Origin of the sequence: Flavobacterium labens (assembly GCF_048286755.1) — a bacterium.
Lineage (GTDB): Bacteria > Bacteroidota > Bacteroidia > Flavobacteriales > Flavobacteriaceae > Flavobacterium.
The window spans coordinates 449,071-470,262 of sequence record NZ_JBLVPL010000002.1 but is presented as its reverse complement, the minus strand read 5'-3'; the positions used below and the strand labels follow the sequence as shown (position 1 = coordinate 470,262).

At 34.4% G+C, this 21,192-nt stretch carries 20 protein-coding genes; 13 read left to right on the top strand and 7 right to left on the bottom strand.

The window, feature by feature from the left end:
* Nucleotides 1-206: 206 nt before the first annotated feature.
* Nucleotides 207-3,056: an aminomethyl-transferring glycine dehydrogenase gene (gene gcvP, locus ACNQF8_RS08700; protein WP_417953251.1), complete on the bottom strand. Its 2,850-nt coding sequence runs from the start codon at nucleotides 3,054-3,056 to the stop codon at nucleotides 207-209.
* A 147-nt stretch (nucleotides 3,057-3,203) separates the two neighbouring features.
* Here gcvP and ACNQF8_RS08695 point away from each other — a divergent pair, with 147 nt between their 5' ends.
* Nucleotides 3,204-4,016, top strand: a complete 813-nt coding sequence (locus ACNQF8_RS08695) for a UbiA prenyltransferase family protein (RefSeq protein ID WP_417953250.1) — start codon at nucleotides 3,204-3,206, stop codon at nucleotides 4,014-4,016.
* Here ACNQF8_RS08695 and ACNQF8_RS08690 read toward each other — a convergent pair.
* The 3 genes from ACNQF8_RS08690 to ACNQF8_RS08680 all read right to left on the bottom strand — a co-directional run bounded on the left by ACNQF8_RS08690 (nucleotide 3,996) and on the right by ACNQF8_RS08680 (nucleotide 7,286).
* Nucleotides 3,996-4,454, bottom strand: coding sequence for an SRPBCC family protein (locus ACNQF8_RS08690; protein ID WP_417952035.1), 459 nt, complete (start codon nucleotides 4,452-4,454; stop codon nucleotides 3,996-3,998). The genes ACNQF8_RS08695 and ACNQF8_RS08690 overlap by 21 nt on opposite strands.
* Entirely contained in the window at nucleotides 4,454-5,167 is a 714-nt protein-coding gene (locus ACNQF8_RS08685; RefSeq protein ID WP_417952034.1) for a YqjF family protein, read from the bottom strand. The genes ACNQF8_RS08690 and ACNQF8_RS08685 overlap by 1 nt, the downstream gene beginning before the upstream one ends.
* A gap of 91 nt (nucleotides 5,168-5,258) precedes the next feature.
* The gene (locus tag ACNQF8_RS08680) at nucleotides 5,259-7,286 is read right to left on the bottom strand and encodes a M3 family metallopeptidase (protein ID WP_417953249.1); all 2,028 of its coding nucleotides are present in this window, start codon (nucleotides 7,284-7,286) and stop codon (nucleotides 5,259-5,261) included.
* A 227-nt stretch (nucleotides 7,287-7,513) separates the two neighbouring features.
* Here ACNQF8_RS08680 and ACNQF8_RS08675 point away from each other — a divergent pair, with 227 nt between their 5' ends.
* Nucleotides 7,514-8,185, top strand: a complete 672-nt coding sequence (locus ACNQF8_RS08675) for a hypothetical protein (protein WP_417953248.1) — start codon at nucleotides 7,514-7,516, stop codon at nucleotides 8,183-8,185.
* 51 nt (nucleotides 8,186-8,236) lie between these two features.
* Here ACNQF8_RS08675 and purE read toward each other — a convergent pair whose 3' ends face one another.
* Nucleotides 8,237-8,719 carry a 5-(carboxyamino)imidazole ribonucleotide mutase gene (gene purE, locus ACNQF8_RS08670; protein WP_417953247.1) on the bottom strand — a complete coding sequence of 161 codons (483 nt, stop codon included), beginning with the start codon at nucleotides 8,717-8,719 and terminating at the stop codon, nucleotides 8,237-8,239.
* Between the two features lie 107 nt (nucleotides 8,720-8,826).
* Complete coding sequence (locus ACNQF8_RS08665) at nucleotides 8,827-9,978, bottom strand: 5-(carboxyamino)imidazole ribonucleotide synthase (protein WP_417952030.1); 1,152 nt, start codon at nucleotides 9,976-9,978, stop codon at nucleotides 8,827-8,829.
* A gap of 217 nt (nucleotides 9,979-10,195) precedes the next feature.
* Here ACNQF8_RS08665 and hpt point away from each other — a divergent pair, with 217 nt between their 5' ends.
* From hpt to ACNQF8_RS08615, 10 genes are all read left to right on the top strand, one after another.
* Nucleotides 10,196-10,726 carry a hypoxanthine phosphoribosyltransferase gene (hpt, locus tag ACNQF8_RS08660; protein ID WP_315211267.1) on the top strand — a complete coding sequence of 177 codons (531 nt, stop codon included), beginning with the start codon at nucleotides 10,196-10,198 and terminating at the stop codon, nucleotides 10,724-10,726.
* A 12-nt stretch (nucleotides 10,727-10,738) separates the two neighbouring features.
* Entirely contained in the window at nucleotides 10,739-11,311 is a 573-nt protein-coding gene (locus ACNQF8_RS08655; RefSeq protein ID WP_417952029.1) for an adenylate kinase, read from the top strand.
* A 217-nt stretch (nucleotides 11,312-11,528) separates the two neighbouring features.
* Complete coding sequence (locus ACNQF8_RS08650) at nucleotides 11,529-12,803, top strand: hemolysin family protein (protein ID WP_315211265.1); 1,275 nt, start codon at nucleotides 11,529-11,531, stop codon at nucleotides 12,801-12,803.
* Nucleotides 12,804-12,886: 83 nt separating this feature from the next.
* On the top strand, nucleotides 12,887-13,888 hold the full coding sequence (obgE, locus tag ACNQF8_RS08645; protein WP_417952028.1) for a GTPase ObgE: 1,002 nt from the start codon (nucleotides 12,887-12,889) through the stop codon (nucleotides 13,886-13,888).
* 124 nt (nucleotides 13,889-14,012) lie between these two features.
* Nucleotides 14,013-14,717 carry a tetratricopeptide repeat protein gene (locus ACNQF8_RS08640; protein WP_417953246.1) on the top strand — a complete coding sequence of 235 codons (705 nt, stop codon included), beginning with the start codon at nucleotides 14,013-14,015 and terminating at the stop codon, nucleotides 14,715-14,717.
* Between the two features lie 37 nt (nucleotides 14,718-14,754).
* A complete protein-coding gene (locus tag ACNQF8_RS08635) occupies nucleotides 14,755-16,110 on the top strand; it encodes a UDP-N-acetylmuramate--L-alanine ligase (protein ID WP_417952026.1) in 1,356 nt (451 codons plus the stop codon).
* 7 nt (nucleotides 16,111-16,117) lie between these two features.
* Nucleotides 16,118-16,576 carry a GNAT family N-acetyltransferase gene (locus ACNQF8_RS08630; RefSeq protein ID WP_417952025.1) on the top strand — a complete coding sequence of 153 codons (459 nt, stop codon included), beginning with the start codon at nucleotides 16,118-16,120 and terminating at the stop codon, nucleotides 16,574-16,576.
* Between the two features lie 12 nt (nucleotides 16,577-16,588).
* Entirely contained in the window at nucleotides 16,589-17,284 is a 696-nt protein-coding gene (gene radC / locus ACNQF8_RS08625) for a RadC family protein (protein ID WP_417952024.1), read from the top strand.
* 8 nt (nucleotides 17,285-17,292) lie between these two features.
* On the top strand, nucleotides 17,293-17,982 hold the full coding sequence (locus tag ACNQF8_RS08620; RefSeq protein ID WP_417952023.1) for a YjjG family noncanonical pyrimidine nucleotidase: 690 nt from the start codon (nucleotides 17,293-17,295) through the stop codon (nucleotides 17,980-17,982).
* A gap of 2 nt (nucleotides 17,983-17,984) precedes the next feature.
* Nucleotides 17,985-18,749 carry a hypothetical protein gene (locus tag ACNQF8_RS08615; RefSeq protein WP_417952022.1) on the top strand — a complete coding sequence of 255 codons (765 nt, stop codon included), beginning with the start codon at nucleotides 17,985-17,987 and terminating at the stop codon, nucleotides 18,747-18,749.
* 75 nt (nucleotides 18,750-18,824) lie between these two features.
* On the opposite strand, the gene ACNQF8_RS08610 is transcribed toward ACNQF8_RS08615, so the two are convergent.
* The gene (locus tag ACNQF8_RS08610; protein ID WP_417953245.1) at nucleotides 18,825-20,102 is read right to left on the bottom strand and encodes a replication-associated recombination protein A; all 1,278 of its coding nucleotides are present in this window, start codon (nucleotides 20,100-20,102) and stop codon (nucleotides 18,825-18,827) included.
* Nucleotides 20,103-20,359: 257 nt separating this feature from the next.
* Here ACNQF8_RS08610 and ACNQF8_RS08605 point away from each other — a divergent pair, with 257 nt between their 5' ends.
* A complete protein-coding gene (locus tag ACNQF8_RS08605; protein ID WP_417953244.1) occupies nucleotides 20,360-21,148 on the top strand; it encodes a rhomboid family intramembrane serine protease in 789 nt (262 codons plus the stop codon).
* The last annotated feature ends 44 nt before the right edge of the window (nucleotides 21,149-21,192 follow it).

Genomic DNA, 21,192 nt, shown 5'->3' with positions numbered 1-21,192 from the left:
GTGAAATAATAATTTATTGGCAAAAATATTGATTATTTTATTACGAATCGTAAAAAATGATGCGATATTTATTTCGTAATTCTTGTAATTGATAAAATTGATATTTCGAGAATTTGGATTAAATTATTTTCTGAAGGTTGTAAAATTTTAAAAACAAAAAAAATGTCCCGATTTCTCGAGACATTTTTTTTAAACATATTCAAAAATTAACTTTCCATGTACGCTTCAATTGGCGCGCAAGAACAAACTAAATTTCTATCGCCATACGCTTCATCTGCTCTGCGAACGGTAGGCCAGAATTTATTTTCGGCAATGTATTCTAATGGAAATGCTGCTGCTTCACGAGTGTATGGGAAATTCCAATTATCAGTGGTTACCATCATCAAAGTATGTGGAGCATTTTTTAGTACATTATTTGGATTGTCTAAAGTAGCGGCTTCAATTTCTTTTCTGATGGCTATCATAGCATCACAAAAACGATCTAACTCTTCTAAGTTTTCACTTTCAGTAGGTTCAATCATTAAAGTTCCGGCAACGGGGAACGAAACTGTAGGAGCATGGAAACCATAATCCATCAAACGTTTTGCTATATCAGTTACTTCAATTCCTTTTTCTTTAAATGGACGACATTCCAAAATCATTTCATGTGCCGCACGACCCATTTCTCCAGAATACAACGTATCATAGTGACCGTTTAGTTTCTCTTTAATATAGTTTGCATTTAAAATCGCATATTCAGTAGATTTTTTCACACCTTCAGCACCAAGCATGCAGATGTAACCGTACGATATCAAACAAACCAAAGCAGAACCCCAAGGTGCGGCAGAAATTGCAGTAATAGCGCTTTCTCCACCAGTTGGGATTACAGGATTTGTAGGTAAAAATGGAACTAATTGTGGAGCAACACATATTGGTCCTACACCAGGTCCACCACCTCCATGAGGAATAGCGAATGTTTTGTGTAAGTTCAAGTGACAAACATCAGCACCAATAGTTGCAGGATTTGTTAATCCAACTTGTGCATTCATATTTGCACCATCCATATATACTTGTCCACCATTATCGTGGATTAATTGTGTGATTTCTTTAATGGCACTTTCAAAAACACCGTGAGTCGATGGATAGGTAACCATCAAACAAGAAAGATTGTCTTTGTGAAGAATTGCTTTTTCGCGTAAATCCTCAACGTCAATATTTCCGTTTTCCAATGTTTTAGTAACCACAACTTTCATTCCTGCCATAGCTGCCGAAGCTGGATTTGTTCCGTGAGCTGATGATGGAATTAAAGCAATGTTTCTATGGTGATCTCCTCTAGATTGGTGGTACGCGCGAATAACCATTAATCCGGCATATTCTCCTTGAGCACCTGAATTAGGTTGTAATGTTGTCCCTGCAAAACCAGTAATAACATTTAATTGTTGCTCTAGTTTAGCTAACATTTCTTGGTATCCTTGTGCTTGATCAAGTGGAGCAAACGGGTGAATATTATTCCACTGAGCCATACTTAGAGGCAGCATTTCTGAAGCTGCATTTAGTTTCATCGTACAAGAACCCAATGAAATCATGGAGTGATTCAACGCTAAATCTTTTCTTTCCAGCATTTTGATGTAACGCATCAAAGCGGTTTCTGAATGGTGCTTGTTGAAAACATCATGTTGTAAGAACGTTGAAGTTCTGTTTATCGTTTCCGGGAAATGATTCGTTTCTGATAAACCTTCAATTGTAGTTGCTTGAGTACCTTTTGCGGAAGCGAAAACGGTTACAATTTTATTTAAATCGGCAATACTTGTTGTTTCGTTTAATGAAATTGAAACGGTATTCTCATCGATGTAGTAAAAGTTGATTTCGTTTTGTTCAGCAATCACTTTTACTTTTTGGGCATCAGCTTTAACAACAATAGTGTCAAAAAAAGCGGTATTGGTTTGTTGTAAGCCTAATTTTTCTAATGCATTTGCCAATGTTGCTGCAGATGCATGGACTTTGTCAGCGATATATTGCAATCCTTTTGGACCATGATAAACGGCATACATTCCTGCCATAACGGATAATAAAACTTGTGCAGTACAAATATTTGAAGTTGCTTTATCACGTTTAATGTGTTGCTCGCGTGTTTGTAATGCCATACGCAAAGCACGATTTCCGTCAGTATCAACAGTTACACCGATGATTCTTCCTGGCATACTTCTTTTGTATTCTTCTTTTGTAGCAAAAAAAGCGGCGTGTGGACCACCATAACCTAACGGAATTCCGAAACGTTGTGTTGTTCCAAGAACTACTGCAGCACCCATTTCTCCCGGAGGAGTCAGTTTTGCTAAACTTAAAATATCTGCAGCAACGGCTACTTTTATTTCGTTTGCAGCTGCTTTAGCAATAAAATCGGTATAATCATGAACTTGTCCAAATTTTCCAGGATATTGAAGGATTGCTCCAAAATAGTCTGATGAAAAATCGAATGTTTCATGGTTTCCTATTACTAATTCAACCCCAATTGGTGTAGAACGTGTTTGTAAAACCGATAAAGTTTGTGGTAATATTTCTTCTGAAACGAAGAATTTATTAATATTGTTTTTCTTTTGGTCACGTGAACGAACGTCAAAAAGTAACGCCATTGCTTCAGCAGCAGCAGTTCCTTCATCTAATAAAGAGGCATTAGCGATTTCCATCCCTGTTAATTCGATAACCATGGTTTGGAAATTCAAAATTGCTTCTAAACGTCCTTGAGCAATCTCGGCTTGATACGGTGTGTAAGCAGTGTACCATCCTGGGTTTTCAAATACATTTCGTTGGATTACTGCAGGAATAATTGCTGCATTGTACCCTAAACCAATGTACGATTGAAAAACTTTATTTTTATTCCCTAATTTCTGAATGTGATTTGCAAACTCATATTCAGTCATTGCAGGTTCCAAGTCCAAATCAGATTTTAAACGAATATCACTTGGGATAGTTTCATGGATCAATTGGTCAAGTGTTGCTGCCCCAATTGTCTTCAACATATGTTCTAGATCATTTTCTCTTGGGCCAATGTGTCTTAATGCAAAAGCGTCTGTTTTCATTATATATAAAATGGGTTGTGTGTTTCTTGTTTTAAAAGATTGTAAAAATAAATATTAATCTGCTATTAAAAGACTTTTTTAACTTGATTTTCTGTGAATTTTTCAACTAAAAGCCATTCTTGTTAACACTTTGATTAATTTTGTCTAATGAGGTTTTTGAAACTAATATTCGATTTTTATATTAATAGTAGCATTCACGTGGGTTTGTCTTGTTATGCCTTGGTGAGAATGACGCAACATATGTTCCACATTTCTATTGATGAGCCAGTTGCTAACTTTGCTTTTTTTGGAACAATTGTAGGATATAATTTTGTAAAATATGATGCGCTGGCCAGAGTTCAAAGATTACAAATGCGCAAGGAGTTAAAAACGATTGCTTTATTTAGTTTTTTTGCTCTTTTTTTGGTCGGATATTATTTTTTTCAACTCCAAAGGACAACTCAAATAGTTGCAGTAGTTTTTTTGAGTATTACATTATTGTATACACTTTCCTTTTTTCCAAATAAGAAAAATGCAAGAAACTGGGCTGGTGTTAAAATTTATATTGTAGCATTGTGTTGGGTAGGAGTTACGTTGGTTTTGCCGATTTTTAATGCGAATGTCCCAATTACTTCAGACTTTTACTTAAAATGCATACAGCGCTTTATCTTAATTTTTGTGTTGATTCTCATTTTTGAGATTATTGATTTAGCGAAAGACGATCCGCATTTAAAAACTGTGCCGCAACAAATAGGAGTGAAATGCACTAAAATAGTAGGATTACTACTTTTAGTTCCATTTTATTTTTTGGAAATTTTTAAAAGTAATTTTGACAAAAATCAATTGATTATCAACTTGATTTTAGTGATTGTCATTTCGTGTTTTATCCTTTTTGCTAATGAAAAACGGACAAAATATTACACTTCTTTTTGGGTAGAGAGTGTGCCGATTTTTTGGTGGTTATTGCTTCTCATTTTCTGATAAAGCTTTCAGTGTTTTATTTCTTTCGAGAATAAAATTAATCATGTGATTTTTCAAAAACAAGAAATCAAATAATTCTCCAAAAAAACCATATGGTACTTCGTAATGTATTTTGTCTTTCATAACGGTTAATCCGTTTTTTTCGTAAAAAATATGTTCATGACGAAAGGATTTGAATTTCCCTTCCTCCATTTCATCTACAAAATAATCATACAGGTTCATCGCTGTTATTCTACTTTTGTGTGTCAGATAAAAACCAAAATGTTTCCCACGCCATGTAACCGTTTCGAGGTAGTTTATCAATCCAGATGTAACGCCATCAATAGCGATTTCGTTTGTACGACTGGCAGATTCTTGGTGTACATCGATGTCCCTGGAATTGTCAAAAACTGTTTGTATGGGTGCATTTATTTTAGTCCGAATTTTTATTCTGGTCATTAAATTTTTATTTTTCGTTTGTCTTCAATAGTGATTTTCGAGCCTATGGCCAGAAATACGGATGTTGGTTTTAAGTCCTTAATAAAAGCAAATTCTTTTCCATAAACTCCTTCAAAATCAATAATAGATTCGTTGTTGGTTACTTCATATTGTTGCCATCTGGGATGCGTGACTTGGTATTCAAAAGTTTCGTTTTCGTTGATTTTGGTATAGCCAAAATAATGCTCCGTGATAAACTCAGCTTCAGAATCAGGTTCAATTGCAGTAGGGTTTTTATTAGTTTCTACCTGTATGGTATTCCAATTGTTATTCACTTTCCATTGATATATAAATTCTCGGGAGTTTTCATTTACTTTCAAAGTATGTTTCATGGGCAAAGTTCGGTAATGCTCATTGTAAAAGGTATTGGCCACAAATGAAATTGCATACTTTGGAACAATTTCGCTGATAAAAACGGCACCTCTTTTCCAAGCTCCGTTTTCAAATCGTCGCACATAAAACCTAAGATTTACCTCTTCAAAATCAGAGTGAAACGGTATTTTCATTCCCAAAACACGAACATTTTCAAATAGGAATCCAATAAAACTAACATAACATTTGCCGTTCCAGAAATCTATTTCCGTTCCTGCAGGAACATACTTTTGCAGGATTTCGGGATTGACTTCATAATTAATCATTGCTAAATTATTCCATTCGGCTTTTAAGAAACTCATTTTTTTTGTTGGGTTTAAATTTTTGTAACGGTATTGTAAGTTTATTAAAAAACCCGAAGTCTGTTACTTCGGGTTTCCAAAAAATATGTTTCTAAAGCAATCCCGCTCTTCTTAATAGCGCTTCCGGTTTTGGTTCTTGTCCTCTAAAACGTTTGTACAAAATCATTGGATGTTCGGTTCCGCCTTTTGAAAGTACGTTCTCCTTAAATTTTGTTGAAACTTCTTTATTGAAAATGCCGCATTCCTGAAAATATTCAAAAGCATCTGCATCTAGAACTTCAGCCCATTTGTAGCTGTAATAACCGGATGAATAACCGCCTTGAAATATGTGTGAAAAAGAAGTACTCATCGCATTTTCTTTTACTTCAGGGTACAATTGTGTCGCGGCGAACTGTTCGGTTTCAAAAACTTTGATGTCTTTGATATTCGAAGGGTCTTGTGCGTGCCATCCCATATCCAATAATCCAAAACTCAATTGGCGCATCGTTGCTATTCCTTCTTGGAAACTCGCACTTTCTTTGATTTTATGGACTAATTCCATCGGAATCATTTCGCCGGTTTCATAATGATATGCGAATAAAGCCAATGCTTCCGGTTCGTAGCACCAATTTTCCAGAATCTGACTTGGTAATTCCACAAAATCCCAATATACACTTGTTCCGGATAAACTTGGATAAGTTGTGTTAGCTAACATGCCATGTAAAGCATGACCAAATTCATGAAACAAAGTCGTTACTTCGTTGAAAGTTAATAATGATGGTTTTGTTTCGGTAGGTTTCGTGAAATTGCACACAATTGAAATATGCGGTCTTTCGTTGATTCCCTTTTTGATGTATTGTGATTTAAAAGACGTCATCCAAGCACCGTTGCGTTTGCCTTTTCTTGGAAAAAAATCAGCATAAAAAACAGCAACCAGTTGGTCTTCTTCATCTTTTACTGCGTATGTTTTTACTTCTTCGTGGTATTTATCTACGTCAAAAATTTCTTCGAAAGTAATTCCAAATAATTTTTGCGCTACTGCAAAAGCACCGTCCAAAACTTTTTCTAATTGAAAATACGGTTTTAATATTTCATCGTCCAAATTGAATAATTGCTGCTTCAATTTTTCGGAATAATAGGCGCCATCCCATTTTTCGAGTTGCTCGATTCCGTGTAACTCTTTTGCGAAAGCAGTCAATTGTGCAAATTCTTTCAAAGCAGCCGGTTTGGCTTTTTCTAATAAATCATTCGAAAATGTTTTTACTTTCTCTGGACTTTCTGCCATTCGTTCTTCAAGCACAAAATGAGCATGAGTAGCATAACCTAAAACTTGTGCTCTGTCAAAACGCAATTTTGCGATTTTAAGTACAATTTCTTGGTTGTCAAATTCATTGTTTTGAAAACCTTTGGCGCCAAAAGCGATTGCCATTTTCTTGCGTAATTCGCGATTATCAGCATAGGTCACAAACGGAACATAGCTTGGATAATCCAAAGTGAAAATCCAACCTTCCTTTTCTTGGCTTTTAGCCAACGAGCGAGCGGCTTCGATAGTTCCTTCGGGTAAACCGGCTAAATCGGATTCATTTGTAATATGCAATTCATAGGCTTGGGTCTCGGCTAAAACATTTTCGCCAAACTGCAAACTTAATTTTGATAATTCTTTGTCGATTTCTCGCAATTGATTCTTTTTGTCTTCCGGCAAATTGGCTCCGTTTCTGGAGAAGCTTTTGTATTTTTTGTCCAAAAGCGTGGTTTGCTCCGGATTGAGATTTAGTTTTTCTCGTTGCTCATAAACCGTTTTTACTCGAGCGAATAAATCCGGATTAAGACGAACATCGTTTCCGAATTCAGAGAGCAAAGGTGAAACTTCCTGAGCGATTTTCTGAATTTCATCATTAGTTTCTGCTGAATTCAAGTTGAAAAAGATACTTGAAATTCTGTCCAAAACATCGCCGCTGAACGCTAATGCTTCAATCGTGTTTTCGAAAGTTGGTTTTATAGGATTTCGTACAATAGCATCGATTTCGGCTTTTGCCAATTCGATACCTTTTTGAAAAGCAGGAAGAAAATCTTCGTTTTTAATTTTCGAAAAAGGCGCAGTATTGTACTTTGTATTGAAATGGTGTGTTAGGATGCTCATTTGTATTTTGTAATAAAAATAATTCGATGTTTTAAGAAATCAAAGGTACGGATTTAATAAAAAAAATGGGGTTGTCGAGGGAATTGATTTGGATCAAAATAGTGGATTCTAAAGTGTTATTTAAATGTTATTTATTTCGTTAGGCAGTAATAAAGCCTTAAATTGTAAAAAAATGATTGGTTTTATAAAAGACGAATCAGAAAAAATATAATAAATTAAAAGAAAAGATGAATTATCAAATTACAATAAATAGAGCGAATACTGTTGATGAGGTTGAAGAATATTGGACAAGTGAAGATTATATAAAGCTATTGGAAAAATTCGATTATCCGGATGCTGCGGACGCAGATGCTGCCAGTTTAAGAGAATTGTTGTTTATGGCAATTTCTGATTTTGAGCCCAGAGACGCGGCTGTTGTCGTATTAGAATATAAGTTGTCAGAAGATTTGAATGACGGTCAGATTCAGCAAATTTCAAATGATATGTTTTTGGATAAAGTATGTGAAGAATATCCGGAAATAGGATTGCACTCGACTTTGTATCATATTAATCAATTGCTTTTCAAAGCATACAATGGTACTTTTCCAAATGCAAAAGCGACGATTATCGAATGTAGTTTTGCGCCAGCAGAAGGTGAAAATGAAAATGAATTGACTAAAGAAAGTATTTTAAAATTATTAAACAACGGATTGTCTGGTAGTAATTTGATCAAAAGACTATTTGACAGCCAAATGACGGAAAACGCGCCTTTTCCAGAAGCCGAAGATATTTTATGGGATGTTAAGACTACGGATAATGTGAATTATACGATTATGACTTCTGAATATTGGATGAGCAAGGACGATATCATTGCATCAGAATTTGAAGGAATTCTTGAAATTGTAGTTAATGCTGAATAACTGTTTCAAGAACTAAATAAATAAAAAAAAGCTCCATAATGGAGCTTTTTTTTATTTATTTAGACTTTCAGAAGCGATGTTGACGGCTTCTTTCAATCCTGTTTTGTACTTAATTATTTTCTCCATCACACTTTTGTCGTGACTTCCTATGATTTGAGCGGCAAGAATTCCTGCATTTTTCGCCCCGTTAAGTGCAACTGTTGCAACTGGAACTCCGCCTGGCATTTGAAGAATAGATAAAACGCTATCCCAGCCATCGATTGAATTACTTGATTTTATGGGCACGCCAATTACAGGAAGTGGAGACATTGAAGCGACCATTCCCGGTAAATGTGCAGCACCGCCGGCACCAGCAATTACTATAGAAATGCCACGAGTGTGTGCATTGTTGCTGAAATCAAATAATTTTTCGGGAGTTCTGTGGGCTGAAACGATATCGACTTCAATTTCTATTTCGAATGCTTTTAGGATATCGATGGCTTCTTGCATGATTGGCATATCGGATATGCTTCCCATTATTACGGCTACTTTCATTGTTTTTTATTTAAAGATTTAAAGATTTAAGTATTTTAAGATTTTTGAGAAATTCAATTTAGTTAATGTTCTGAATTTATCAATCTTTAATTTTTTCAATCTTTTAATTAACTTATCACTCTTATCGTGTTCTTCACATCTTCAGCAATTCTTCTTGCTTCATCGATGTCTTCATTAACGATGGTTACATGTCCCATTTTTCTAAAAGGACGTGTTTGTTTTTTTCCGTAAATGTGAGGTGTAACACCATTCCAGCCTAATATTTTTTCGATATTTTCATAGAGTACATTTCCAGAAAATCCTTCGGCACCTACTAGATTTACCATAATTCCAGCTACTTTACTGTCCGTATTTCCCAAAGGCAAATCAAGAATTGCACGCAAATGGTTTTCAAATTGCGACGTATAACTAGCTTCAATAGAATAGTGACCGGAATTGTGCGGGCGTGGAGCGACTTCGTTAACGAGGATTTCATCATCTTCGGTTTGAAACATTTCAACTGCTAATAATCCCACATGATTGAATTTTTCGGAAACATTCAATGCTATTGCTCTTGCTTTTTCGGAAACTTTATCATCAATTCTCGCAGGACAAATCACGTATTCCACTTGGTTGGCTTCGGGATGAAATTCCATTTCCACCACAGGATACGTTTTTATTTCGCCCGAAGGATTGCGGCAAACGATAACAGCCAATTCATTTTTGAACGGAACCATTTCTTCAGCAATGCATTCTACATTGGCTAAATTATCCAAATCCGAAATGTGTCGAATCACTTTTACGCCATTTCCATCATAACCAAATTCCGTACATTTCCATACAAACGGAAGTTTTGTTTTCGAATCCAGAATGTCAACAATTAGACTTTTTAGATTGTCAAAACGTTTATAATTTGCTGTCGGGATGGCATGTTGAATGTAAAAATCTTTCTGAATTCCTTTGTTTTGAATCAGTTTCAATGTTTTTGGTGAAGGAAATACTTTTAATCCTTCTTCTTCGAGTTTTACCAAAGCTTCTAGATTAACCAACTCAATTTCGAAAGTCAAAACGTCTACTTTTTTACCAAAGTTATAAACGGTTTCAAAGTCCATTAAATCCCCTTTGAAGAATTGGTCACAAGCAATTTTACAAGGCGCTTCATCACTTGGATCCAAAACATAAGTTTGTATGTCGAATTTTCGGGTGTCAAACAATAGCATTTTGCCCAGTTGTCCGCCACCGAGAATTCCTAATTTGAAATCAGAAGAAAAATAATTCATTGGTGTAGTTGTATGTTTACGCAAAGATACTTTATAATGATTGAATCCAAAAATTCAATTTTAGTTTCTTAGGAATTTCTGCAGCATCATTTATTATATTTAATACATTTTAAGTTGGTTTTTTATGAAATTTACTTAAAATTACAAATTAATGCCCAATTATCAATTGTCAAATCCGAATTCTGTATCTTTGCGCATTATTTTAAACACGAAAATAATGATACAACTTCACGATAAACAATTTGTTCCGTTTATTTCTGCTAAAGAAATTGATTTTGCCATTGCTAAAATGGTTGCGCAAGTAGAAGCTGATTTTGCTGATGAAACGCCGGTATTTGTAGGAGTATTAAATGGAGCTTTTATGGTAGTTTCTGATTTTATGAAACAATACAAAAAACCATGTGAAGTATCTTTCATCAAAATGGCATCATATGAAGGGACTTCTTCTACTAACGAAGTGAAACAATTAATAGGTATAAATCAGGATTTGACTGGACGTTCTGTTATCATAATCGAAGATATAGTTGATACCGGAAATACATTAGTAGAACTGAAAGAATTATTCAAAAAGCAGAATGTAAAACATTTTAAAATAGCAACACTTTTTTTTAAACCAGAAGCATACACAAAAGACATTAAAATAGATTATATTGGAATTAGAATTCCAAATAAATTTATTGTAGGTTTTGGCTTAGACTACGATGGATTAGGAAGAAATTTACCCGAAGTATATAAACTAAAAGAATAACGACACAACAACATGACTAACATTGTTTTATTTGGAAAACCAGGAGCTGGTAAAGGAACTCAAGCCGAGTTTTTGAAAGAAAAATACAAATTAACACATATATCAACTGGAGATGTATTTCGTTTTAATTTAAAAAACGATACAGAACTAGGCAAACAAGCAAGAGTATTTATGGATGCTGGAGATTTAGTTCCAGATGAATTGACTACAAAAATGCTGATTGATGAGGTAAATAAACACCCGGACACTAATGGGATTTTGTTTGATGGATATCCAAGAACAATTTCACAAGCCGAAGCTTTAGACGCATTTCTTACCTCAATTGGTTCAAATGTTGCTGCAACAATTGCGCTCGAAGCCGATGACGAGATTCTAGTGCAAAGGTTGTTAGAAAGAGGTAAAACAAGTGGTAGAATTGACGATCAAGATGAAGAAAAAATCAGAAATCGCTACCAAGAATACAATGAGAAAACCGCGCCTTTGATGAATTATTACGAGGAGCAAGGGAAATTTTTCGCCGTAAATGGAATTGGTTCTATTGCAGAAATTACCGAAAGAGTAAGTAACGTTATTGACAATTTATAGTAGCAATTCCAGCTGTACGTTACAAGTCCTCGCTAAAAACAACATTTTTCTAAGTCATAAAAGGAGCTTCCTTTGGTCGCTCTTTTAGGACAAGAAAAATAGTTTTTTTACCTCCGGGCTTTTCACTTCCATCTGGGCTACACTATTACGCATACAAAAAACCGATTTCAAAAAATTAGAAATCATATTTTAAGATATAAACGAATCAATTAAGAAATTGGAAATAGTAATAATATTTTTTCTAATACTGCTAAATGGGGTTTTCTCGATGTCGGAAATCGCATTGATTTCAGCACGAAAGAATAGACTAGAAACTGCAGCGAAAAAAGGAAATAAAAGCGCTAAAATCGCTTTAGATTTGGCAAATTCACCTAATAAGTTTTTATCAACCGTGCAAATAGGAATTACCTTGATAGGAATTCTTACCGGTATTTATAGTGGAGACAAAATAACAAAAGATGTTGAAACTTTTATAAAAGGATTTGAAGCTTTGGTACCTTATGCGCATCCTGTTGCTGTAGGTATAGTTGTTGTTACTTTGACTTTTTTCTCTCTTGTTTTAGGGGAATTGTTACCTAAAAGAATAGGTTTAAATCATCCTGAAGCAATAGCAAAAGCTGTCGCATTGCCTATGAAAATAGTGTCAATTGTGACTGCGCCATTTATTTGGTTGTTAACGCATTCTACTGATTTTTTATTGGATATTTTACAAATAAAACCCACCGCTGACGGTAAAGTAACCGAAGAGGAAATCAAAGCAATTATCAAAGAAGGAACTGAAGGTGGTGAAGTTCAGGAAATAGAACAAGATATTGTAGAGCGCGTTTTTCACATTGGAGATAGAAAAATAAATTCATTGATGACACACAGGAAGTCAGTGGTTTTTTTACCTTTGCACTCTGATAAAGAACAGGTTAAAGAGTTTATGCTTAAAGAGTTACATTCTATTTATCCGGTTTACGGTGAAAATTATGATGATATTGTTGGGGTTGTAAACCTAAAAAATATTTTCGCCCATTTTGAAAATGAAAACTTCAATTTGTCAGCTATCATGACCGAAGCACCTTTCATGATGGAACAAACGACGGCTTATGTCGCTTTAGAAAATTTTAAAAAGTCAGGAATACATTATGCTTTTGTGTCCGATGAATATGGTGTTTTTCAGGGAGTTATTACACTGAATGACATTCTTGAAGCCTTAGTTGGCGATGCCTCGGATTTTTATAAAGATGATTTTCAGTTGATAGAAAGAGAAGACGGAACATGGCTGGTTGACGGACATTATTCGTTGCATGATTTCTTGACCTACTTTGAATTAGATGAGTTAATCAATGATTATGAAGTAACTACCGTAAGCGGACTAATAATGACTGAACTCTCTCATATTCCAAAACAAGGGGAGAAATTAGTTTGGCAAAAATTTGAGTTAGAAGTTATCGATATGGATGGCGTGAAGATTGATAAAGTGATGGTGAAAGCCTTAAAGGGTTAAAATTTGGTTTAAAGTTTAAGGTGTTAGAGTTAGTGTTCTGCTAAACTTTACACTTTACACTTCAAACTTTTAAACAAAAAAAAATGACAGAAGGGAATTTTGTAGATTACGTTAAAATATATGTTTCATCCGGTAAAGGAGGAAAAGGATCTACGCACTTGCACAGAGAAAAATTTATTGAAAAAGGTGGGCCTGACGGTGGTGATGGTGGTCGTGGAGGACATGTATATTTAGTGGGAAATAAAGGTCTTTGGACATTATTTCACTTGAAATTCGCCAGACACATCAAAGCTGGAAATGGTGGAGATGGTAGTGGTGACAGAAGTACAGGTGCTGATGGAGATGATAAATTCATCGAAGTTCCATTAGGAACGGTAGTAAAAGATAAAGAAACCGGAGAAATATTATTTGAAATTACCGAAGATGGTGAAAAACAAATACTTTCTCGTGGTGGAAAAGGAGGTTTAGGAAACTGGCATTTTAGAAGCTCGACCAATCAAACACCTAGATATTCACAGCCGGGTTTGCCTGGAGTGGAAATTGATGTGATTTTAGAATTAAAAGTACTTGCTGATGTAGGTTTGGTAGGTTTTCCAAATGCAGGAAAATCAACACTATTATCGGTACTAACATCCGCTAAACCAAAAATTGCGGATTATCCGTTTACAACCTTAAAACCAAATCTTGGAATTGTAGCCTACAGAGATTTTCAATCTTTTGTAATTGCTGATATTCCCGGAATTATTGAAGGTGCTGCCGAAGGAAAAGGTCTTGGACATTATTTCTTGCGTCACATTGAGCGTAATTCGACTTTGTTATTCTTAGTTCCAGTGGATACCCCGGATATCAAAGCAGAATACGATATTTTGGTAAACGAATTGACAAAATACAACCCTGAAATGCTTGATAAAGAGCGTTTGTTGGTAATTTCTAAATGCGATATGCTGGATGATGAGTTAAAAGCAGAATTAAAAACAGAATTAGACGTAGCTTTCAAAGACATTCCTTATATGTTTATTTCTTCTGTTGCTCAACAAGGTTTGACAGAATTGAAAGATAAATTATGGAAAATGTTGAATGACTAATTCTTGATTTTATATTCATAATCAAAACCGTCTCGTATATTGCGAGACGGTTTTTTTATGGAAAATAGTTAAACCTTTCACATACTTGGAGAAATACAATTATAAATTTCCCTATTTTTGAAGAATGAAACATATTATACTGGTCTTTTTGTTATTTCCTATTATGATTTGGTCTCAATCCAATTTTGATAAAGCAGAAAAACTTTTCAAAGAGGATAAGTTTGAACAGTCACAATCCTTGTTTGAATCTGTATTGAAAACAAATTCCTCTGATTTAAAAACAATTGAATATTTGGGAGATATTGCAGGTCATTATAAATCATGGGATAAAGCGATTGGGTATTATAAAAAACTCAAATTGCTGAAACCATCTGAAGCGGATTATCATTATAAATATGGTGGAGCATTAGGAATGAAAGCCAAAGAATCAAATAAATTCAAAGCGCTTGGGATGATTGATGAGGTTAAAGCTTCATTTGAAAAAGCCATCAGCTTGAATCCAAAACACATTGAGTCGCGTTGGGCGTTGATTGAAATATACATTCAGTTACCAGGAATTGTAGGTGGTAGCGAGTCTAAAGCTATAAAATACTCCAATGAATTATTGCGATTGTCACCTGTTGACGGTTATTTGTCAAGAGGACATATTGAGGAATATTTTAAAAGATATGCTACTGCTGAACAACAATATAAAAAAGCGATAATAGCGGGAGGTTCTAAAACAAGTTATCAAAAGTTAGCCAGCTTGTATAAGAACAAAATGCGGGATCCTGAAAAGGCAAAAACAGTATTAGAAACGTATAATAAAAAAATTCAGGACCGATTATAACTTATTCTGAATCCAAAATCCATAAACCAAAATTAGAATGCGTACACATTTTATAGCTATCGGAGGAAGCGCCATGCACAATCTGGCTTTAGCACTGCACAACAAAGGATATCAAGTTACGGGAAGTGACGATGCGATTTTTGAACCATCAAAATCTAGATTAGATAAAAAGGGGATTTTGCCGCCAGAATTAGGCTGGTTTCCTGAAAAAATTACGTCAGCTATCGAAGCTGTGATTCTTGGAATGCATGCAAAAGCAGATAATCCTGAATTACTAAAAGCACAAGAATTAGGACTAAAAATATACTCTTATCCTGAATTTCTTTACGAACAATCCAAAAATAAAACTCGTGTTGTTATAGGTGGTTCTCATGGGAAAACGACGATAACTTCAATGATTTTGCATGTAATGCATTACCATGACATTGCTGTAGATTACATGGTTGGCGCACAACTGGAAGGTTTTGATACAATGGTGCATCTTACGGAGGAGAATGATTTTATTGTTTTAGAAGGGGATGAATATTTGTCTTCGCCAATTGATCGCAGACCTAAATTTCATTTGTACCAACCGAATATTGCCTTAATTTCAGGAATTGCCTGGGATCATATTAATGTTTTTCCAACGTATGAAAATTACGTAGAACAGTTCGAAATTTTTATTGGCAAAATTACAAATGGTGGAATTCTCGTTTACAATGAAGATGATGCTGAGGTAAAACGTGTTTCCGAAGCTGCGACAAACCCAATTCGAAAATTAGCGTATCATACCCCAAATTATACCGTAAGCGATGGTGTGACACTTCTCGAAACTCCAGAAGGTGACATGCCAATTGAAGTTTTTGGAGCACATAATCTTAATAATTTGGCTGGAGCCAAATGGATTTGTCAAAATATGGGCGTTGATGAAGCTGATTTTTATGAAGCAATTGCCAGTTTTAAAGGTGCTTCAAAACGATTAGAAAAAATTGCCGAAAGCAAAACAAAAGTGGCGTATAAAGATTTTGCCCATTCACCAAGTAAAGTGTCTGCTACTACGAAAGCGGTGAAAGAACAATATCCTAATCGAACTTTAGTGGCTTGTTTAGAATTGCATACCTACAGCAGTTTGAATGCTGAATTCCTAAAAGAATACGAAGGCGCACTGGAATATGCTGATAAAGCAGTTGTTTTTTATTCGCCCGATGCAGTAAAAATCAAACAGCTTGAAGAAGTTACTTACGACCAAATAGCAAATGCTTTTAATAGAAAAGATTTGATTATTTATACAAATCCAAAAGATTTCAAGGATTATTTGTTCAACTTGAATCTTGAAAATTCTGCTTTGTTGCTGATGAGTTCCGGTAATTACGGTGGATTAAACTTTGATGACGTAAAGGAATTGGTAAAGTAAAAATGGTATGAAAGACAAAGTTAGAATTGTTAAAACTACCAGTGAAAATCCAGATTTTGTCAATCTGATTGCCGCTTTGGATAAAAGTTTATGGGAACGTTATCCGGAATTGAAATCTGATTATTGGGGGAATAATATTTTGGAAATAAACCCAAATGTTGTTATTCTTTATTTCGAAGACAAAGCCGTTGGTTGTGGTTGTTTCAAAAAATACGATAAAAATGCAATAGAAATAAAACGTATGTTTGTTTCACCCGAAGTTCGAGGAATGGGTTTGGCACAAACTATTTTACTTGAATTAGAAGGTTGGGCACATGATTTAGGATATTCTTTTTCTGTTTTGGAAACGTTATACAAACAAAAAGAAGCTATTGCTTTATATCAAAAAACAGGATATTCCATAGTTGATAATTACGAACCTTATGTAGGTTTAGAAAATAGTATTTGCATGCGGAAACTAATTTAAACAACAAAATGAATGGCTGAAAATTCCTTTTTTCCTATTACCAATTGGTCCGAAGACGATAAGCCTCGCGAAAAACTGATGCTGAAAGGCAAAAGTGTTTTGAGTGACGCCGAATTAATTGCCATTTTGATTGGTTCAGGAAGCAGGAGCGAATCAGCTGTGGATTTAAGCAAGCGGATTTTGGCTAGTGTTGATAATAATTTGAATGCATTAGGGAAATTATCGTTATCGCAACTCATGCAATTTAAAGGAATAGGTGAGGCCAAAGCCATTTCCATTATAGCTGCTTTAGAATTAGGAAGACGAAGAAGGGCGGAAGATGCAGTGGAATTAAAGAAAGTTACTTCCAGTAAGATAATTTTCGAAATAATGCAGCCTATTATTGGGGAATTGCCGCATGAGGAATTTTGGATTATTTATTTAAATAATTCGAATAAAGTGATTGCAAAATCCCAATTGAGTAAGGGCGGAATCACGGGAACATTAGTTGACGTGCGAATTGTTTTTAAAACAGCGCTTGAAATGGGTGCAACAGGATTAATCTTGTGTCACAATCATCCTTCGGGAACTTTGATTCCAAGTGATGCAGATAAACAGATTACTAGAAAATTAAAATTAGCAGGCGATAGTTTAGAAATAAAAGTACTAGATCATTTGATTGTTACTGAAAAGAACTATTTTAGTTTTGTTGATGAAGGAATATTTTAAAACATAAAATGAAACATACTATAATAACTGATGTTTTCTTTGATTTAGATCATACACTTTGGGATTTCGATAAAAATTCAGAGTTAACATTTGAGACTATTTTTAATAAAAATCATCCAGCAATTGAAACCAAGGTCTTTATTGAAAAATATGTTCCGATAAATCAAGAATGTTGGAAACTATTTCAATATGATAAAATTACGCATGAAGAATTGCGTTACAATAGACTGAAGTATTCTTTTGATGCACTTGATTATACAATTTCTGATGAAGAAATTGACACTATTGCGAATGATTATATTCGTTTTTTACCCGAAAACAATCATCTTTTTGATGGGACTATCGAAGTTTTGGAATATTTGAATCAAAAATATAATCTTCATATAATCACTAATGGATTTGCTGATGTACAATTTAAAAAAATAAGTAATTCTAATATTGGGAGTTATTTTCAAACTGTCACTAATTCTGAAATGGCTGGAGTAAAAAAACCAAATCCTATTATTTTTGATTATGCCTTAGATTTGGCCAGAGCCAAAAAGGAAAATAGCATCATGATAGGGGATAGCTTAGATGCAGATGTTCAAGGTGCTCTTGACGCTGGATTAGATGCCATTTTTTTTAATGAAAGTAAAATACAAGTAGAGCAGCATATTAAACAAATTAATCATTTATTAGAACTTAAAAAATATTTATAAAGATGAAAAAACAATTTCTATTATTGTTATTATTGGTTGTTAGTTATTCTTACGCTCAGTCCGTAAATGACTATAAGGCTGTTGTGGTTCCTTTAAAATACGATTTCCTTAAAGGTGAGAACCAATATCGCTTGAGCACATTGACTAAATTTAATTTGAATAATGCTGGTTTTGAAGCATTTTATAGTAATGAGGCTATTTCAAATGATTTTAGTGATAGATGTCGTTTATTGTACGTTGATGTAGTAAAAGAAAACGGCTTCTTGACGACAAAACTTTTTATAACGCTGAAAGATTGCTACGGAAAAATAATTTTCCAATCGATAACAGGAAAAAGTAAAGAAAAGGAGTATCAGGTTGCTTATACCGAAGCGTTGAACGAAGCATTTAAATCTGTTTATGATTTGCAATATAAATACAATGGAAGTTTGATAGCGAATGTTTCGTCTACTATACAACCAGAAGTTGTCAAAGCTACGCAAGCTCCTGTTTCTGCGGTTAAGAATACAGTTAGTGAGCTAGTTGTGGTCAATACTGTACTCGCAGATTCTAAGTTACTGTATGCACAGCCTACGGCTACTGGTTTTCAATTGATAGATAGTACACCAAAGGTTATTATGAAGTTATTTAAAACCTCTCAGCCGACTTCTTTTATCGCAATTAAAGACACGGTCCAAGGGTCGTTAATTCTAAAAGACAATCAGTGGTATTTTGAATATTATCAAAACGATAAATTAATGTCTGAAAAAGTAGCCGTTAAGTTTTAAGCTTCAGAAATCTGTGACCGAAAATAGTTTTATAAAAAAATCTCTTGAGTAATCAAGAGATTTTTTTTATGAAATTTAATATCCGTATTTATCTTTCCAACGGTTTTTAAGAAATTCCCTAATGCTATTTTCTCTGGAATTGTTTCCCGGAATATATATTGGAGTTTTGCTTAAAGCCTCCGGTAAAAATTCTTGTTCAGCAAAATTATTGGTGTAATCGTGGGAATATTTGTATTCTTCACCATAACCTAATTCTTTCATTAATTTAGTGGGAGCATTACGTAAGTGAATAGGAACAGGTAAATCTCCAGTTTGTTTTACAAGTTGTTGAGCCGTTCCGATGGCTAAATACGAAGCGTTACTTTTAGGAGAAGTCGCTAAATAAACAGCACATTGACTCAATATAATTCTACTCTCAGGATATCCAATCGTAGCTACGGCCTGAAAAGTATTATTAGCCATAATAAAAGCAGTTGGATTGGCATTTCCTATGTCTTCACTGCTTAGAATGAGCATTCGTCGTGCAATAAATTTTACATCTTCACCACCTTCAATCATTCGGGCGAGCCAATAGACAGCTCCATTAGGATCACTTCCCCGAATTGATTTTATAAAAGCAGAAACTATGTCATAATGTTGTTCTCCAGTTTTGTCATATAAAACGGTATTTTGTTGTACTAAGGAGAACACCAGATCATTTGTGATGAAAATTTCGTCTTCACTAGACGCATTTACCACAAGTTCAAAAATATTTAATAGTTTGCGTCCATCACCGCCGGAAAGTCTCAGTAGCGCTTCTGTTTCGCTTAAAATAATATTTTTTGTAGACAAATAAGTGTCTGTTTTTATAGCGCGTTCTAGTAGTGACTCTAAATCTTTTTTTGTAAAAGCATTCAAAACATATACTTGACAACGGGACAATAGGGCTGGGATAACCTCAAAACTTGGGTTTTCTGTAGTGGCACCAATAAGAGTAATCCAGCCTTTTTCTACTGCGGCCAACAGGGAATCTTGTTGTGATTTACTGAAACGATGAATCTCGTCGATGAATAAAATAGGATTTTTGGTCGTAAACAAACCGCCACTTTGCTTCGCTTTTTCAATCACGTCTCTAATATCTTTAACACCTGAATTGATAGCACTCAAGATATAAAATGGTCGTTTTGATTCTTGTGCAATGATTTGTGCTAATGTCGTTTTTCCAGTTCCAGGTGGTCCCCAGAAAATTAATGAAGGAATAATTCCTTTTGCAATTTGTTGTGTTAATGAGCCGTTTGGCCCTACAAGATGGGATTGACTGATATAATCTTCTAATTTTTGTGGTCGTATGCGTTCTGCAAGTGGTGCTTCCATTTTGTAAAATTACTATATTTCAAACTGAACTTGTTTTAGTTTCTGTTTTTTTTTGGAGCTATTTCTCACGAAGCTTCGGGATACACTATATCTTTTATATCTCGTTGAAAAAACGATATATAAAAGGATGCCGTTTCCATCTGGGTTAGGGAGTCGCATTAAAAAATGATTTTCTGTTTGAATATGACAAAATAGCATTAATTTGCTTTTGGATAAGTTTTTGAAATATAACAAGAGCATAAAACTTTATAAGATTAATGGAAAAGCATTTTAAATTTACCAATTCAGTTATTGGACTGCCTCTTTTTTTTGTGGTATTCTTGTGGTTTATTTTTTGGCTCGAAATTCGATTTGATTTTGATTTTGTGCAAAACGGTATTTATCCTAGAACTTTTCAAGGTTTGCAAGGTGTTTTGTTTAGTCCATTCATTCATGCTGATATGGAACATCTTTATAATAATTCGATTCCGTTATTAATTTTATTGGCAGCTTTGCAATTTTTTTATGCGGAGCAATCAATAAGAGTTATTGGATACGGGATTTTAGTTTCGGGGTGTATTACTTGGGTTATTGGCAGAGAGAATTTTCATATAGGGGCAAGTGGATTAATTTATGTTCTCTTTAGTTTTGTTTTCTTGAAAGGAATTCAAACTAGATACAATCGATTAGTAGCTTTGTCACTTGCTGTTATCGTAGTTTATGGTGGTTTGGTTTGGTATGTTTTTCCAAGTCCTGAGATAACAGGAAACAAATCTATTTCTTGGGAAGGTCATTTGGGAGGATTACTGACAGGTTTCATTCTTTCGTTAGTTTATAAAACTCCGGAGTATAAAAAAGTTATTAAATATGATTGGGAGCGTCCAGATTTTGACCCTTCAGAAGATAAATTTATGCAACGTTTTGATGCTAATGGAAATTTTGTCAACCTGCCAGAAATTGAAGAGAATGAAGATAAGCTGGAAATGTTGCCATATTATACTTCTAATTATCCAGTAGATTATGAGATTGTTATAAATAAAAAAAATGAACCAAAACTTGAGTCTTGATTCATTTTTCATTAAAGAGTTTAGAGCTATAAGATTCTAAAAAT

Coding starts and splice junctions, on each gene's coding strand:
- gcvP (WP_417953251.1), bottom strand. CDS start 3,056: ATGAAAACAGACGCTTTTGCATTAAGACACATTGGCCCAAGAGAAAAT.
- ACNQF8_RS08695 (WP_417953250.1), top strand. CDS start 3,204: ATGAGGTTTTTGAAACTAATATTCGATTTTTATATTAATAGTAGCATT.
- ACNQF8_RS08690 (WP_417952035.1), bottom strand. CDS start 4,454: ATGACCAGAATAAAAATTCGGACTAAAATAAATGCACCCATACAAACA.
- ACNQF8_RS08685 (WP_417952034.1), bottom strand. CDS start 5,167: ATGAGTTTCTTAAAAGCCGAATGGAATAATTTAGCAATGATTAATTAT.
- ACNQF8_RS08680 (WP_417953249.1), bottom strand. CDS start 7,286: ATGAGCATCCTAACACACCATTTCAATACAAAGTACAATACTGCGCCT.
- ACNQF8_RS08675 (WP_417953248.1), top strand. CDS start 7,514: ATGAATTATCAAATTACAATAAATAGAGCGAATACTGTTGATGAGGTT.
- purE (WP_417953247.1), bottom strand. CDS start 8,719: ATGAAAGTAGCCGTAATAATGGGAAGCATATCCGATATGCCAATCATG.
- ACNQF8_RS08665 (WP_417952030.1), bottom strand. CDS start 9,978: ATGAATTATTTTTCTTCTGATTTCAAATTAGGAATTCTCGGTGGCGGA.
- hpt (WP_315211267.1), top strand. CDS start 10,196: ATGATACAACTTCACGATAAACAATTTGTTCCGTTTATTTCTGCTAAA.
- ACNQF8_RS08655 (WP_417952029.1), top strand. CDS start 10,739: ATGACTAACATTGTTTTATTTGGAAAACCAGGAGCTGGTAAAGGAACT.
- obgE (WP_417952028.1), top strand. CDS start 12,887: ATGACAGAAGGGAATTTTGTAGATTACGTTAAAATATATGTTTCATCC.
- ACNQF8_RS08640 (WP_417953246.1), top strand. CDS start 14,013: ATGAAACATATTATACTGGTCTTTTTGTTATTTCCTATTATGATTTGG.
- ACNQF8_RS08635 (WP_417952026.1), top strand. CDS start 14,755: ATGCGTACACATTTTATAGCTATCGGAGGAAGCGCCATGCACAATCTG.
- ACNQF8_RS08630 (WP_417952025.1), top strand. CDS start 16,118: ATGAAAGACAAAGTTAGAATTGTTAAAACTACCAGTGAAAATCCAGAT.
- radC (WP_417952024.1), top strand. CDS start 16,589: ATGGCTGAAAATTCCTTTTTTCCTATTACCAATTGGTCCGAAGACGAT.
- ACNQF8_RS08620 (WP_417952023.1), top strand. CDS start 17,293: ATGAAACATACTATAATAACTGATGTTTTCTTTGATTTAGATCATACA.
- ACNQF8_RS08615 (WP_417952022.1), top strand. CDS start 17,985: ATGAAAAAACAATTTCTATTATTGTTATTATTGGTTGTTAGTTATTCT.
- ACNQF8_RS08610 (WP_417953245.1), bottom strand. CDS start 20,102: ATGGAAGCACCACTTGCAGAACGCATACGACCACAAAAATTAGAAGAT.
- ACNQF8_RS08605 (WP_417953244.1), top strand. CDS start 20,360: ATGGAAAAGCATTTTAAATTTACCAATTCAGTTATTGGACTGCCTCTT.